Genomic DNA, 14,908 nt, shown 5'->3' on the forward strand with positions numbered 1-14,908 from the left:
CCAGGTGCTCTGAAGAAAGGCCCGCGAGTTCATGAAAGGACCGCGCGGGATCATCATGGAATGACGGTATAGCATATGAGTACCAATCTTATGTTGCACGAGCCGCCCAACGCGCTGCGGCTGATCACACAGGCGTATACGAGCCTTCTCATTATCGGCTTCGCCCTGCTGCCCACTCAGTTCATCGCTTACCTTTATTTCCAGCAGGATCCCGCGCTGAAGTTTGAAGACCACCTGTTCCACGAATTCGCCATCGCCGTCGCCACCCTCGAGGGGCTGTTCGTCACATATGTGACGTGGCGTTGCTATCGGTCTTCAGGCGAGCCGTTGTTGCGGTGGTTGACCCTTGGCTTTCTGGCCTTCGTGCTGATCTATTCGCTGCACGGCGCCTTCACCGGGATGGCACATCGCAATATTTGGCTGTTTCTGCTCTATGGGCCGGCGTCGCGTCTGGCGATGTCGATTTTGCTCTTCGTAGGGCTACTCAGCTACAACCAGCCGTCAGACGAGCTTGAGAAGCGCTCGGACACGCGCGCGTGGCTCATGTGGATTGGCCTGTTCCTTACGGTGGACCTAGCTGTCGCACTTGTCGCCTATTCACGCTATGCTGGGCATCCGGTGGTCCGCCTGTCCATGGAGGGCGGCGCATTGCTATTCAGCGCGCTGAACGTCGCGGCCTTGCTCATGCGACGGATTCACTCACCGCTGATGCTTGTTTTCGGCGTTTCTGTCACATGGTTTGCGTTATCGTCGCTCGCATTCATTTTGGCCGCGCCGTGGAATCATATGTGGTGGCTGGCTCACGCGATCTTTGCTGGCGGCTTTTTTCTGCTCAGTTATGGCGTCGTCCGAGCTTTCCGAACAACGCAATCGTTCGCGACCATCTATAGCCAGGAAGAAATGACCGCCCGCCTGGCCAAATCGATGGCTGACACTCAAAAAGCACTCCAGCAAGTGCAAATGAGCAATCAAAGGTTGGAGCGGCTCGCCGCCACCGACCCACTAACCGGTGCCGGGAATCGGCGCCACTTCATCGAGCATATCGGCGCAGAGATCGCGCGTGCCAAACGGACCGGTGCTCCATTGGCTCTGCTATCGCTCGATCTCGACCATTTCAAGGATATCAACGACTCGCGTGGTCACAGCGTCGGCGATGAGGTCCTGCGCGTATTCGTGCGAAAGTGCCTGGAGGCAATCCGGCCTTACGACTCTGTCGCGCGCGTCGGCGGTGAAGAATTCATGGTACTGCTGCCGGGGGCGACGCTCGACGCGGCTTGCGCGGTCGCCGAGCGCCTTCGGTCGGCCATCGAACGCACCGCATTCGACGTCGGAGCCGAACCGTCGGTCGGCGTCACCATCAGTGTTGGAGTGTCGGAGTTCGGGCGCGATGGAGACACGCTCGACGGGTTCTTGAACGTCGCCGACCAGCGACTCTATCGTGCAAAATTTGAAGGTCGCAACCGCGTGGTTGTCGCCTAGGTTATCCTTCATCGCTCACTTCGTCTCTGGTGCTCTGGGCCCCGACGCCCGTTCTCGCTATCATTCTCCGAGTCAAAGCCGCAACTCCACTAACAATTATTCGGTCATGGTCCATCCATTGCAACATTTGCAGGTAGATTCGCACCACAATAGGTTGCTGCCGGGAGCTGTCATGTCGTTGCTTGCTACAACAGCGCTTGACAACCATTGTTCCGTCGAGCGCTCAACTGGCAGCAGCCGCCGCACCTCGCCAAGGCGGCCGGCCCTTGGCGCGCGCCGCGATTACCGATCCGCTGGCCAGGCACTCGGCAGAATGTCGGGATCAGGGAGCACAACTGACAGGAACCTAGCGCCGATTGCTATCCCACGTGAACTAGCGGCTCGCGCTCCAGGGTGTTCAAGTGGCAGATGTAACTCGTTGCTTCGGCCGCGCTAACGATGTGCGAACTTGCAGGTCGCTCGAACACAACTTCTGCCCGGCAACTATCGCTACCCGATGGCTCATTGCAGCTTCCGAAGCCGCAACTGAAGTTCGGCAATCGGCGCAACATCTGGTTCTCAGTTAACAACCGCGCTGCGGGCACCAACCTCACTGGATCACTCTACGTTGCGAAATTTCGACTGAGATGAGAATTTCAACTCCACGATTGCCAATATTGCACTTCGATTGGAGCCGTTCTGCCACGAGAGACTTCATTGCTCTTTTCGGCGGCGTCGTTCTCGCTTCACTCTTAGCGCATCTCTATGGGCTTGGCCCCCGTTTGGCGCAGCTGGGACGGCGCTATGTGGATTCGGTACTCGACGACATTATATTCATTGTGTTCGTCGCGTTCTTGCTGAGCATTGCACTATCAATCTTTAGTGTTCGGCGCTACCGAGAACTCGCCCGCGGAATTGACGCACGAACGATTGCAGAAGGGGACGTCCGCGATTTGGCGCGACACGATCCATTGACTGGCTTGCCGAACCGCCGCCTGTTTGATGAGAAACTTGATCTGTGCGCTGGCCTCGCCACCGACACGCATCAAGTCGCTGTTCTGATGCTCGGCCTCGACGGCTTAAAGCGGATCAAGGATACGCACGGCCATGAAGCGGTGGACAAGGCACTCTGCGAACTTGCCACAAGGCTTATCGACATCTTGCGCAAGGATGGCCTCCTGGCGAGGATCGGAGGCGACGAATTCGGGATCGTCCTGCCCAGCATTAGCTCCCTCGAAGATCCCGCCAACCTGGCGCGCCGTATGGTGGCGTCCGCCGCCGATACTTTCGCGATTGAGACTGGCGCAGCCGAGCTTAGTCTTGGCATTGGCATCGCCATCGCTCCGCTTGATGGCGTCAACCCCCACGAATTGGTCAGGCGCGCAGAACGCGCGCTTTATCGCGCGCAGAGCGACGGCAGGTCGCGTGTTCGCTTTTTCGAACCGGACATGGACATACATGTCGAGCGGCGCATCAATATTGAGCGTGAGCTTCGGAGCGCTATCGCGGCGGATATTATCGAGCCCCACTACCAGCCGGTGGTTTCACTCGAAAGTAATCGCATCGTCGGGTTCGAGGCGTTGGCGCGTTGGGAAAACAGGACATTAGGGCATGTCCCGCCCGACGTGTTTATTCCAATTGCAGAAGAAACTGGCCTCATCGACGCTCTTGGAGATCAGGTTTTTCGCCGCGCGTGTCTTGATGCCACTGCGTGGCCGAAGACGTTCTCGCTTGCCTTCAACATTTCGCCTGTTCAATTGCGGGATTCCGCGCTTGGAGGGCGCATTATATCAATCCTTGAGCAAACCGGCTTTAGTCCATGCCGCCTGGAGATTGAAATTACCGAGAGCGCGTTCGTGGAACGAAACGGGGCTGCGAAGACCGTGATTGACGAACTTCGTCGAGCCGGCGTCCGCATCGCGCTCGATGATTTTGGAACGGGTTATGCTACGCTTAGCCAGCTGCTTTCGTTTCGTCTTGACAAGATCAAGATCGATCGCAGCTTCGTGTCGCATCTCGACGAGAGCACCGACAGCCGGGTGATCGTTCGTGCTATACTCGGCCTTGCTAAAGGGTTTGGTTTGACGACCACGGCCGAGGGAGTCGAAGACGAAGGCCAACTCGTCTATCTGGTGGCCAATGGTTGCACAGAAGGACAAGGCTACTTGTTCAGTGGTCCCGTTCAAGCCGCCGGTATCCCCGCGCTGCTTGATCGCCAAGCCCGCCGCGGACCGGTTACTGAAGATGGAGCAAGAAACCTACATGCGTGAGTCGACGCGCTGAGTTCAAGCGTGCTCGGGAGGCGTTAGAATGAGCCGTGTAGATCTGCCGCACTGCATTTGACGCGTTGCCGGCAATTGCATTGTTGCTCACGGAAGGCGCATTCACTTAGACAGGGCGTGGGCTCTTAAGAAATCACATTGACTCGATCACTGGTAGCGGCCTGTCGTGCACACCGTTTTGCACCTGCTCCAACGTCAACGCATAGGGGCATCCGCGAACGGCGATCAGATATCAGAAGTCCGGATATCGTCTCAAAGATCCGTCACCAACGCCCCTAATGCCTCTCCGACTGAAACGCCGGAGCTGACCGTTCTGGTCTCCTAACGACTCCTGATTGCGCCAGGGAGTGCCGAGCGCACACGATCCAAAGCGCACTTCCACGAGCATCCGGTTGTCCGGTCTGGTGGAGACGTTCTGATCAGGCCGTTTATGATCAGCGACACCTCCCAGCCCGCATTACTCAACGCCGAACGATTCACCCAAGGCTTCCAAAACGAGACTTAGCCTGATTTGCGACCTTGCGTTAGAACGTAACATAGATTGTCCGATTTCTGACATGCAGTCGGTCTGGTACACTTCCTTGAAAAATATCCTTTACTGATCAAGCTGTCGCAGTTGGCACAGGGTTTGAACAGAGAAGTCCGTCCACCGCAGCCGCCCACGAAGCGGCGGCCACAATAATGCTTCTTCGGCAATGCCGTTTGGCACAACGACACGGGCTGCCACATGGAGTCGGTCTCAATAGCACGTCACAAAAACTGTCCTCAATGTGGCTCTGCGTTGGTCCACCGCGAGTGGCATGAACGCATTGGTGCGCGGGAGGTCCAAGATCTCTGGCGCTGCTGGAATTGCAGGCACGAATTTATGACCATTGTCACTTCTGACGATACGGATCCTCCTATCGCTGAGATCACAAAGCTATTCTTTACCAGCCTGTTAGTCTGATCAATGAACGCCTGAGCCGCTAACACTCGCATCCGAGCGGCATCAGACTTGGCAATCCAAAGCAGGGCGGAGGGTCGCTTAGGGGAGAACAATTCGACCGTAGGCTCAGTATCTGCTTATCCCGGATGGGGAATACGCTGCGCGACCTTCCCATCATAAATGAAGTTGGAGTGTTCTTATGAGGCTCGTACGTGCAATCGTCGGCTTGGCCCTGTTGGCAGTTGGATTGTACGTTATTATCGGCGAGCACTTCGCCGGAACATCGGCGGATGCTACACTCAATGCTCGACTCTACATCGTTCGGGCCCCGATCGAAGGAAAAGTGACGCTTGCCGTAAAGAGCATCGGCGCGCGCATTAGTCCCGGCGAGCTTATAGCAGAATTGAACGACCAACGCTTCGATACCGCGAGGCTTCTTGAGCTTGATCGCGATCGCACGAACCAGCAGATCGAGCTCAACCGTCTCGTTGGCCAGCGAGAGGCCTTGTCCGCATCCCGGTCTCGCTTCGATGTTCAATCAACTGATTACCAGCGCGGCAGGGTTCGGCAGATTGAGGCTCGAATTGCCGAAACGAAAGCAGCTCAAGACGCTGCGGCCGCGCGCCTTCGTCAAGCGGACGCAGAATTCAAGCGGGCAAATGAGCTAAGCACGCGTGGTGTACAGACGGTGGCGAATTTGGATCGCGCTCGCGCAACTTACGACGTCGCGCAGCAAGAACTGGAGAGTGCGCAGCAGCGAGTGAATTATTTAGAGACGGAACTTACGTCCGCTCGCGACGGCGTCTTCATCGGGGAGTCCTATAACGACGCTCCCTCCTCGGCCCAACGTATCCGCGAGCTCGAGCAGCGGCTGGCCGAGCTGAATGTCGACAAGGAGCAGGTGAAGGCACGTATTGTACTGCTCGACGGGCAAATCGATGCCGAGCGTCTTCGTGTCAATAGCTTGAGCTTCGCTACTCTTAATGCCAGCGTCGTTGGCCTAGTCTGGGACATACTAATAGACGATGGCCAATACGCGCATACGCGCGGCGCGGCCAGGATCTCATCAAGATCGTCGACTGCAGTACACTGATCGTCACTGCGGGCGTCAGCGAATCTCTCTACGACGGTCTCTCGGTGGGAACGGCCGTGCAATTTCGGTTGTTTCGCGATGACCGTGTTTTCAATGGAACCATAACTCGCCTTGGCGGATCCGGTGCGGCCTCGCTTTACACCAATCTTGCTGTGGGTCCAAGTGCACAACATCTCCAGCGCTTTGATGTCACCGTGACTGTTCCAGACCTTGCAGGAGAGGCAGATCTCAGCTGCGCGATTGGACGTACTGGACGCGTTATCTTCACAGCCGGCCCAATCGCACAATTCCGTCGCTTTATGACGCGGTACGGACTCTGATGCTTCTGCTGTCGCCACTCGTTGCTGCCTTCGCAGGCGCCGCCTTCATAGTTGGGCTTCGCCTTACCGTCTTTCCGTTGCTTAATCCGATGAAGTGGTATTGGCGCGCTCTTCTCCTGGGGACGGCTACCGTACTGTCTTGGCGTTATATGGCTTGGCGCTTCACCGAAACACTGGCACCGCTCGACTGGACTGCGGACGCGCTGTTCAGTTGGGGATTCGCCATACTCGAAGCTCTGACGATGCTTTCCTCTACCATCGCGTTTTTCATACTGTCGCGGGTGAAAGAGCGGTCGGCAGAAGCAAACCAGTACTCCGAATGGTGGCTGCCTGGAGAAGCGCCGCGCGTCGATGTTTTCATCACGACTTACAACGAGCCGTCGGAAGTGCTCGAGCGCACGATCATTGGCGCGACCGAAATCCGCTATCCACGGCTTCGGATTTTTATTCTCGACGACGGCGCCAGGAATTGGGTGAGGCAACTTTGCGAGCTGTACGAAATCGGATATCTCGCACGCTCGGATAAGGAGCACGCTAAAGCGGGGAACATCAACCACGCACTTCGCGTGCGCGCCCGCGATCCAGCCCCCCCGGTCTTTGTCGCTGTACTTGACGCAGATTTCGTTCCCCATGCGGACTTCATCGAGCGGACACTAGCGTTGTTTCACGAGCCAGACGTCGCGCTCGTGCAAACCCCGCAGCACTTCTTCAATCCTGATCCGATCCAACATAACCTGGGAATAAGCACCGCATATCCGGATGAACAACGTCATTTCTTTGACAACGTCGAGCCAGCGCGGGACGCTTGGGGGATTGCCATCTGCTGTGGGACATCATCCGTAATGCGGGTCCGGGCCGTCGAGCAGATTGGCTGGATTCCAACACAAAGCGTAACCGAAGATTTCCTGCTCACCCTTAAGCTTGCGGAGAACGGCTGGCAAACTGCGTACCTTAACGAGCCATTGACTGAAGGTTTGGCTCCCGAAGGATTGAAAGAGTATATTACACAGCGTGGACGGTGGTGCCTTGGCCTGATGCAGATCGTTCGCGGCTCATACAGCCCCTTTGGCATGCGAGGCCTTGGGCTGATGCATCGAATCGGTATCCTCGATTCATTGCTCTACTGGCTCAGCACCTTTCCCTTCAGGCTTGCCAGCTTGATTTGCCCCCTGTTGTACTGGTGGTTCGGTATCACCATCGTGAACGCGTCGCTGGTGGAAATTATCAGTTATTATGTACCCTATTACCTAATGGTTCTGGTGTCCCTGAACTGGCTTTCAAAAGGGTTGTTTGTCCCGCTTCTCAACGATACGGCTCAACTGATCGCGGCCTGGCCCATCAGCCGGGCAGCTGCTCTCGGGCTTCTGACCAGCGGATCGCATAAATTCTCGGTGACGGCCAAAGGCGGCGACCGTGCCAAGGTCGTTGTCCAATGGGCGTTGATGCGACCGTTTCTACTCCTGCTCGCACTGACGATCGGCGGCCTGATCGTGCCGTTGAACTCCGATTTCGTCTTCAATACGTCCCCAACAGCGGGCGACGGCACGGCTATCGTGATGTTCTGGACACTTTACAACATACTGGTGCTGTTCGTGGCAGTCGTGGTGTGCATCGAACGACCGCGATACGATCGACCTCAGCGGCAGATCCCAGAGCCCATCACGTTGGTGATCCAAGGTGAGAAACACCGCGGATGGCTTCTCAATCTGGGCCGAGGGGGCGCTCGAATCAGCGGTCCATCCGGGCTTTCCGCCGGAGCAGAAGGGAAGCTCGACCTGCCCGGGATTGGCGGAGTAGACGCGCATGTTGCTGCGACTACTCGTGATGGCTATCGAATCAAGTTCTCTCCAACTCCTGAGCAAAGGGCGAAAATTATCAAGAAGCTTCATACCGAATCGGCCATGCCAGGGGCCGATCGAGGGAACATCTTGCAAATGATCCGCGAGTTGGCGCGAGCTCTAACGAGTTGAGGAGCGTGAGATGCCGAAAAGACCGAGCTTACTCTCCTTGGTGTTCTGTGGAGGCGCCTTGCTCATATTGGTGCCTGCCGTGGTGACCGCAACGATCTACACGGCCTTGCTACAGCAACGGGGAGAGCAGCTGCAATTCGACGCGCTAAGGATTCGCGGCGAAATGAGTTCCGCGCTGTTGGCCCGCCGGCTCTATGGAGTTTGGATGGATGTAGCTCGGTCCGCTGAGCTCATTGACCCGGCAGATCTTAAGAGTGCGCGAGAACACATCGACTTCTTGAGCCGCCTTGATCGACGCTACACTTGGCTCGGCGTCGCGGATCTCGAAGGGACCATTCTCGCGGCTAAAGACGGCATGCTCGAAGGAGTAAGCGTTGCACAGCGACCCTGGTTTAAGCGGGGCCTTGTCTCGCCGGCGGCTATCGACGTGCATGCCGCTCAACTGCTGGCCACCCAGTTGCCTGCATCTCGTGAGCCCTATCGCTTTATCGACCTGGCAGCACCGTTGCGCCACGCCGGCTCCGTTGCCGGGGTCATCGGCGCGCACCTTGACTGGAAATGGGTCGCAGAAGGCATGGACTCGTTACAAGTGCCCGGCATTGACGTGCTGCTGCTTTCGGGTGATCGAACCGTCCTGTTTGGCCCGCCCGATCTCATCAACAAGCCGCTCAACATCGGCTCCGCGCTTGCGGCTAGTCGCGTGACGACCGCGTCTCTACGCGAGCGCTGGCCTGACGGCAGGGACTACTTCGCAGTAATCGTTCCGACGGTCGGCTTCGCAAACCTTCCAAGCTTCGGTTGGTCTCTTCTGGTTCGGCAGAGTACCGACGAGGCGCTTGCGACCACCCGTAATTTAATCCGATCATTTTGGAGTAGTTTCGGTGTTTGTGCCATTGCCACACTAGCACTACTCTTTTGTGCGGCGCAGTGGCTGAGGACGCCGCTCCGCCGGCTCTCGAATACGGCGGAGGCCCTCTTGCACGATCCATCCGCCCGCCCGCCATATTCGGAGACACGCTTTAACGAAGCGGCGAGGCTCAGTGACGCGCTAGCTCGTATCCAGTCGAAGCTGATGGGCCACTCTGGTCGCAATTGAATCCAAGCACCGACTGGAGATGACTAGCTGAACGATGATCACACCGGGCATGAAGTTGCGCGGAAGTGTCGTGTCTGGTCAGCGCCGAAACATCTGAGGCAAATTGAGGTTGACGAGGGAGGATATCTGGTTCGTCGCAGCCACCGGGAGCGAAGATGCAAGAGAAGTCTCCAGGGCCGCAGAACAAATGCTGAGGGATATTCCGCATCAGATCCGCTGGCAATTCGGCGGGAAGAACGGGTCTGCCGGTTCCGGCGGAGGGCCGGTACGTCCCGGTAGCGCTTCACGCTCGATAAGCAACACCGCCCCCTCTACGTCCTGGATGGTGAGGCACGGCGCGTCTGGTAGAACAGCATGGCCGCGGTATTCGATCACATTCCGAATCGATGACGTATTCCTATCTGATTCTCTTGTCGAGCAATGGCAAGGACGACAGGTTCTTCCGGGGCCGTTTACTCAAAACCAAATCTGCTTAACCCGAGAAAGGGACGAAGACCACGCAGGTTCGTGCTCGAGATCACTGTAGTGCGCATCGCGGATCAACCGTTAGCAAACAGCGAGGCCGTCGTATGCATCCGGCCAGCACCCTGGGTAGGCGCACCGGTCTGCCGCGGCGCTCAGGCAGCAGCAGCTTTGGACTGTTGGGTCTCCTTCCAATTCCACGGGAGCAGGTCTGCGACTCTGCTGACGGGGTGATCTGGAAGCTTGGCCAGCACGTCAGCGAGCCAGGCTTGCGGATCAACGTCGTTCATCTTGGCTGTTTATCCCGCCCGCCGAACTATGCCAAACGGATTTAGTATGGCACGCCGTTGTCGCGCTGGCACCGTCGATCGAGTGCAGGCAGCCCCATTCCATTCGGCGTAGTCTGATCGTTCAGAGCGTCTCGAGGAAGGCGAGTAGGCGGTCGTTCGGCTGGAAGCGAGTTCGCTTGCCGCGCTCGTACGGCCTTGAGCTTCGCCAGGGCAGCTTCCTTGAGGGCGAGGTTGGCGTGCAGGTATGTCTGCGTCGTCTCGACCGATTCATGACCGAGCCACAGCGCGATCACGGAGCAGTCGACGCCGGCTTGCAGCATCGCAGCGCTGTGCCTCAGCACGTGCGGTGACACGCTCTTGGCTTCAAAGACGGGCAACTCTTGTGAGCGACACGAACATCCTTTCCCAGCAGGGACTGGACGCTGTCGGCACTGAGCCGGCCCCCCATGCGCACTCCGCTGACCACACTCGCTCGGCGTGCGCTCCAGGCATGGCTCAAGGAACCGTGGAAAGGAGCAACAGCGTTGTTCCCCAACGTGGGACAGCATCCCGGTCAAGGCTAGTCAGCTCGGAGAGGCGTAAGCCCGTCTGGGCCGCGACCAGCAGCAAGGTGTGATCACGGCGGCCAAGCCACGTCGTTCGATCGGGCGCTGCGAGAACCGCCTCGATCTCGGGGCGCGTTAGGAAGTGCAGCTGTCGCTTATCCGGTCGACTCCTTCCGCCCTTTACCGACGCATCGTACGTGTGCGCCAGACCCGAGGTTCCGATCCTTCTTCAGGTTCGTGTCCTTCGACGAGCCGGCACACAGTGCGCTGATCCAGCGCGTGCTCGCCATACCGAGCAAGCGCCACGATGGCGGTCAGACGCAGGTTACGCGTCTTCGCGCTGGCGCCGCGCTTTACCTCGAGATCGGTTAGGAACGCGCCGATGAACGTTGCGTCCAAATCGGTGAGCGCCAAGGCCGATGGGGGCTTCCGCAGCTGCACCTGTGCGAACAAGAACAGCAGCCGGAACGTGTCCCTGTAGGAGGCGATCGTGTTGGCGCTAACATTGCGCTGGCGCATGAGGCGCTCGGTGAAGAAGCGCTCGATCAACGTGGCGACATTGCAGGCAGGCTTCATGGCGTCACCTCCCACCGCCGATCGAGACGCCGCGCCGCTTCTTCCATCAACTCGGTGGCAGGCCGAGAGATACCAGTAGGTCACGCACGCAGGCGTGGCCGAGGTAAGTGGAGAGCACTGGGAGTTGCTGCTCGACGTCCTTGCCTTCGCGATACCAGTCGAACAGCGTCTGGATGGCGAGGCGATGACGGAAGTCGTGCACGCGTGGCCCGGTACGATCACCTGGGCGCCGCAGCCCGACCTCTCGGGACAATCGCCAGAAGACGCGATGAACGTACTGGTGCAGCAAGCGGCCTCCCTGTTCGGCAACGAAGAAGGTCGAGCCGCAGCGTGATCCGAGCATCGCGTCGGGCCGGTGAGCGTAGTCGCGCAACGCGGTTCGCGTCGTCGGATGCAATGGCACGAGCCGCGACTTGCCGAACTTGGTCAGCCGGTCCGTCAGCACGCCGGCGTCGAGGTCGACGTCATCACGCTCCAGGCCCATCGCCTCGGATAGCCCAGCGAGCGGCGCGGAGAAAGAGTTCCCGGAATGCTACGGGCGCCGCCGACCTTCGCGTTCAGCCCCGTCTCACGGGTGTTTGGCGGCTCCGGATTTGCAGGGCTCGGCAGCCATAGTTGACGCCAGGGAGCGCAACAAAATGGATGGTTGGATAGTGACAGTCGCTGTCTTCAAGGAAGAAGTCGACGACGACGAAGCTTTCAGGCATATAACTTACGTGGTTGCCGTCGCCGATCCGGCGGAAGCGATGAGGATGACCTTAGCAGACTGCGGCGCAAAGGCCGCAATGCTCAACTGCCCGATCGAAGAGGAGCAGTTACTAAGACTTGGCGTGAAGCCCGGCGAGCTTGTCATTGTACACGAGGACGCGATCGGCCCGATCATCTCGCGCCCTCGTCGTCACTAATGCGGCACGTCTGATCTCATTCAGCCGTGTCCGGTTCATGACGTTGGGATCCGGAAGCCGCCGCTCGCGCGAGCAGTCAGTCTGCACAAGGTATGAAAGTGCCCCGTCTGCTTCTCTGCGCAATGTGACCGTCTGGCACGTGGGTTGCTGAGCCAGGTACGGCTTGGTTCGCTTATGAATGATCCTCGTGAGGGCCAAGCCTGTTCGCGGCGCGACGGCGTGCGGGCGGTGGCCGTCAGCAGCCGCCCGCACGCTTTTTCGTCGTTTCGGCCCCTAGCCCCGCTGTGCTGTGTCGATTACTCACCGCTTATCTCTGCATTGCATAGTGACCATCTGGCACGCGAGTTGCTGAGAGGCTTACGGTTTGGCTGTTCTATCCTCACGCAACCCCAGACAGTCAAGCTTGGCGTAGCAAACTTCGTGCGGGTGGTTCCCGCCCGCACGTCTTTTTCGTAGCCGTGGAGATCATGGCATGACACGTGAAGAGGCTTTGAAGAACGCTATAGCAGCGCTCAGGGGATGGTCGGAGGGAAAGATCGAAACCGGCGCTGTACTGGCCGCGATTGCGGAGCTTATGGCGACTGGGCCGCCGCCTCGAAAACAGAAGCTCTTTTCATAGGCCAGAAACTGAGATGGCAGCAGGATGGATGATTTCGGTCGGCGTAGTCAAAGACGGCAAGGTTCGATATGTGACCTATGCCGTCGCAATGGCTAATCAGGCGGAAGCTGTGAAAGCTTCATTGGCGGCCAGCGGCGGTGAAGCAACGATCGTGAATTCCGAACTCCGCGAAGCGCATTTGAAGGGCCTTGGCCTAAAGACTGGCGAGCTTGTGGCCATACACGATGATCGAAATGATCCGCTGATGTCGCGCACTTGGCGCCCTGTCCGACCGCGCGACACAAATTAGCGGGCAACCGCCAGGATCAGCCTCTTTGCTGGCGGCATTTAGTCAATGCTCTTGAGTAGGTCCAGCAGCTTAGGCCGAGCTATGCCTGAATCTGGGTGACGGAGCCGATCAGGCGGCGTGGCTTTGCTGGGTCGGAATGACCTCGATGCCGTCGGCGAATCTGACACCAGCGATGATCTTGGGCAACTGATTTGTTCCTTTCAATCGGCGCCAGGTTTTGGACGCAGCATCGATGAGCTTGAACACCATCAGCTTCGCGGTCTGCGGCGACAGCGATCCTTTGGTCCGAACCGTCCGGTGCCGCACCGTGGCGAACACGCTTTCGATTGGATTGGTGGTTCGCAAGTGGATCCAATGCTCCGCAGGGAAGTCATAGAACGCCAGCAGATCGTCGCGATCCTTGGCCAGGCAATCAACTGCGCGCGCATATTTTGCACCGTATTTCTCGGCGAAGGCTTCGAGTGCAAGCTCCGCGGCAGCTCGGCTCGGCGCCATGCAGATGTCCTGCAAAGCCTTCTTCATGCCGCTCTGCACGGAGCTCGGAACCTTGTTGAGCACGTTGACGGTCTTGTGCTGCCAGCAGCGCTGCCGCCGCGTGCCGGGGAAGACTTCGTCCAGCGCCTTCCAGAAGCCGAGTGCGCCGTCGCCGACCGCCAGTTCTGGCGCGACCTGCAGTCCGCGCCGACGAATGTCGATCAGAAGCTCGCGCCAGCTCTGGGCGCTCTCGCGCACGCCGACCTGGAAGCCGATCAACTCCTTCTTGCCCTCGGGCGTCGCGCCGATCAAAACCAGCATGCATTCGCTGTGGTCCTCCATCCGGGCCTGCAGGAAGACGCCGTCGGCCCAGACGTAGACATAGCGCCGGGCCGACAGATCGCGGTTCTGCCAGCGCTCGTACTCGCCCTGCCATTGCGCCTTCAGGCCCGAGATCACCGATGGCGACAGGTTCGGTGCATCCTTGCCGAGCAGCGCCGAAAGCGCTTCCTGGAAATCGCCGGTCGAGATGCCGCGCAAATAGAGGATCGGCAGCAGGGCATCCAGGCTCTTCGTCCGCCGCGCCCACAGCGGCAGGATCGCCGAGGTGAAGCGGATCCGATCAGCTCCGGCCGCACCGCGGTCTCTGACCTTGGGCCGGGCGACCTCGATCGCGCCGATCCCCGTGGCAATCTTACGCGCAGGGCCAAAGCCGTGCCGCACCACCCTGGCACGGCCATCCGGCAGCTTCAGCTCCGCCGTCGTCTCCAGAAATGCCTGCAGTTCGATCTCGACGGCCCGGGCGAGCAACTCACGGGCTCCGTTCCGCAGAATTTCTGTCAGTGGATCGTCAACCGCAGACGGCTGACGAAAGGGCAGGATGTTGGTAGTCTCGTTCATGGCGTATCGCTCTCCTCGAGAGGTTCTGGCAGGCTCGACACCCGCCTCGATACGCCGCCTCTCTCAACCCGTCATCACCCACTTTCCCGCATAGCTCGCTTAGGCCACGCCGTAGTCATAACGAATGCGATCTTATCCTTGGGAAGAACAAGACGGGATGAAATCTCGTCAAGCGTGATTTTCCCGGCTGCATTCAGGGCAAAGAATTGATCTCGGGCTTCCTCTGGGAATAGCACTGCCATCACTTGATACTCAGCCCACTGGTCCTTATGGCAGGGAAGATCAGCGTGCGCGCAAAGCGCGAGATCACATCAGCGCTGGCCGAGCGCTATCGGTCGAGCGGGCGGCTCGAGAAGGGACGGAGCCTGGACGAGCTGTGCGCCGTTACGGGGTGGCATCCCAAGCATACGGTACGTGCGCTTCGGCCACGCGGGACAGTTGGGCCGGGCAAGGTCGAGACACCGCAAGAGCGCAAGCGTAGATATGGCGCGAACGGTCAAGGACACGATGACGGCGCTGTGGGAGGCGTCGGATCAGGTGTGCGGCAGGGCACAAGGCGCTAGGTGAGTTTCTGTGACCCACTTCGCCACCACGCTTTTTCACTGCCATGTCCCAGCACTGTCGCTGAAACCTGCCAACCTACAGCTCCCACGCTGCAACGGGAGTACATCTCTTCCAGATAACGTGTGGCGCTGGTAGATTCT

General features: G+C 58.7%; 9 protein-coding genes and 2 pseudogenes. 7 read left to right on the plus strand and 4 right to left on the minus strand.

Annotation, left to right across the window (positions count from 1 at the left end; all coding sequences use genetic code 11):
* The first annotated feature begins 75 nt into the window (after positions 1 to 75).
* The 5 genes from JEY66_RS45040 (at position 76) to JEY66_RS06075 (ending at position 9,144) form a co-directional block, all read left to right on the plus strand.
* Positions 76 to 1,479: a GGDEF domain-containing protein gene (locus JEY66_RS45040; RefSeq protein WP_018268870.1), complete on the plus strand. Its 1,404-nt coding sequence runs from the start codon at positions 76 to 78 to the stop codon at positions 1,477 to 1,479.
* Between the two features lie 656 nt (positions 1,480 to 2,135).
* Entirely contained in the window at positions 2,136 to 3,728 is a 1,593-nt protein-coding gene (locus JEY66_RS06060) for a putative bifunctional diguanylate cyclase/phosphodiesterase (RefSeq protein ID WP_016841552.1), read from the plus strand.
* 1,136 nt (positions 3,729 to 4,864) lie between these two features.
* The gene (locus JEY66_RS06065; protein ID WP_026191845.1) at positions 4,865 to 5,758 is read left to right on the plus strand and encodes an HlyD family secretion protein; all 894 of its coding nucleotides are present in this window, start codon (positions 4,865 to 4,867) and stop codon (positions 5,756 to 5,758) included.
* Positions 5,759 to 6,077: 319 nt separating this feature from the next.
* Complete coding sequence (locus JEY66_RS06070) at positions 6,078 to 8,048, plus strand: glycosyltransferase (RefSeq protein ID WP_018268869.1); 1,971 nt, start codon at positions 6,078 to 6,080, stop codon at positions 8,046 to 8,048.
* A gap of 58 nt (positions 8,049 to 8,106) precedes the next feature.
* Positions 8,107 to 9,144 (plus strand): cache domain-containing protein, encoded by a 1,038-nt coding sequence (locus JEY66_RS06075; RefSeq protein WP_038387930.1) that lies wholly within the window; start codon positions 8,107 to 8,109, stop codon positions 9,142 to 9,144.
* A gap of 617 nt (positions 9,145 to 9,761) precedes the next feature.
* On the opposite strand, the pseudogene JEY66_RS06080 reads toward JEY66_RS06075, so the two are convergent.
* From JEY66_RS06080 to JEY66_RS06100, 3 genes and pseudogenes are all read right to left on the minus strand, one after another.
* Positions 9,762 to 9,905 (minus strand): annotated as a pseudogene (locus JEY66_RS06080) (transposase domain-containing protein); the annotation flags it as partial.
* A gap of 112 nt (positions 9,906 to 10,017) precedes the next feature.
* Positions 10,018 to 11,017, minus strand: a pseudogene (locus JEY66_RS45355) (tyrosine-type recombinase/integrase).
* A 46-nt stretch (positions 11,018 to 11,063) separates the two neighbouring features.
* A complete protein-coding gene (locus tag JEY66_RS06100; RefSeq protein WP_244620935.1) occupies positions 11,064 to 11,501 on the minus strand; it encodes a tyrosine-type recombinase/integrase in 438 nt (145 codons plus the stop codon).
* A gap of 169 nt (positions 11,502 to 11,670) precedes the next feature.
* Here JEY66_RS06100 and JEY66_RS06105 point away from each other — a divergent pair, with 169 nt between their 5' ends.
* Positions 11,671 to 11,922, plus strand: coding sequence for a hypothetical protein (locus JEY66_RS06105; protein ID WP_210291285.1), 252 nt, complete (start codon positions 11,671 to 11,673; stop codon positions 11,920 to 11,922).
* 632 nt (positions 11,923 to 12,554) lie between these two features.
* A complete protein-coding gene (locus tag JEY66_RS06110) occupies positions 12,555 to 12,830 on the plus strand; it encodes a hypothetical protein (RefSeq protein ID WP_125459452.1) in 276 nt (91 codons plus the stop codon).
* Positions 12,831 to 12,938: 108 nt separating this feature from the next.
* Here JEY66_RS06110 and JEY66_RS06115 read toward each other — a convergent pair whose 3' ends face one another.
* Positions 12,939 to 14,204 (minus strand): IS256 family transposase, encoded by a 1,266-nt coding sequence (locus JEY66_RS06115; protein ID WP_026191841.1) that lies wholly within the window; start codon positions 14,202 to 14,204, stop codon positions 12,939 to 12,941.
* Positions 14,205 to 14,908: the final 704 nt, after the last annotated feature.

Source organism: Bradyrhizobium elkanii USDA 76 (assembly GCF_023278185.1).
GTDB lineage: Bacteria > Pseudomonadota > Alphaproteobacteria > Rhizobiales > Xanthobacteraceae > Bradyrhizobium > Bradyrhizobium elkanii.

Coding starts and splice junctions, on each gene's coding strand:
- JEY66_RS06100 (WP_244620935.1), bottom strand. CDS start 11,501: ATGGGCCTGGAGCGTGATGACGTCGACCTCGACGCCGGCGTGCTGACG.
- JEY66_RS45040 (WP_018268870.1), top strand. CDS start 76: ATGAGTACCAATCTTATGTTGCACGAGCCGCCCAACGCGCTGCGGCTG.
- JEY66_RS06115 (WP_026191841.1), bottom strand. CDS start 14,204: ATGAACGAGACTACCAACATCCTGCCCTTTCGTCAGCCGTCTGCGGTT.
- JEY66_RS06070 (WP_018268869.1), top strand. CDS start 6,078: ATGCTTCTGCTGTCGCCACTCGTTGCTGCCTTCGCAGGCGCCGCCTTC.
- JEY66_RS06065 (WP_026191845.1), top strand. CDS start 4,865: ATGAGGCTCGTACGTGCAATCGTCGGCTTGGCCCTGTTGGCAGTTGGA.
- JEY66_RS06110 (WP_125459452.1), top strand. CDS start 12,555: ATGGCAGCAGGATGGATGATTTCGGTCGGCGTAGTCAAAGACGGCAAG.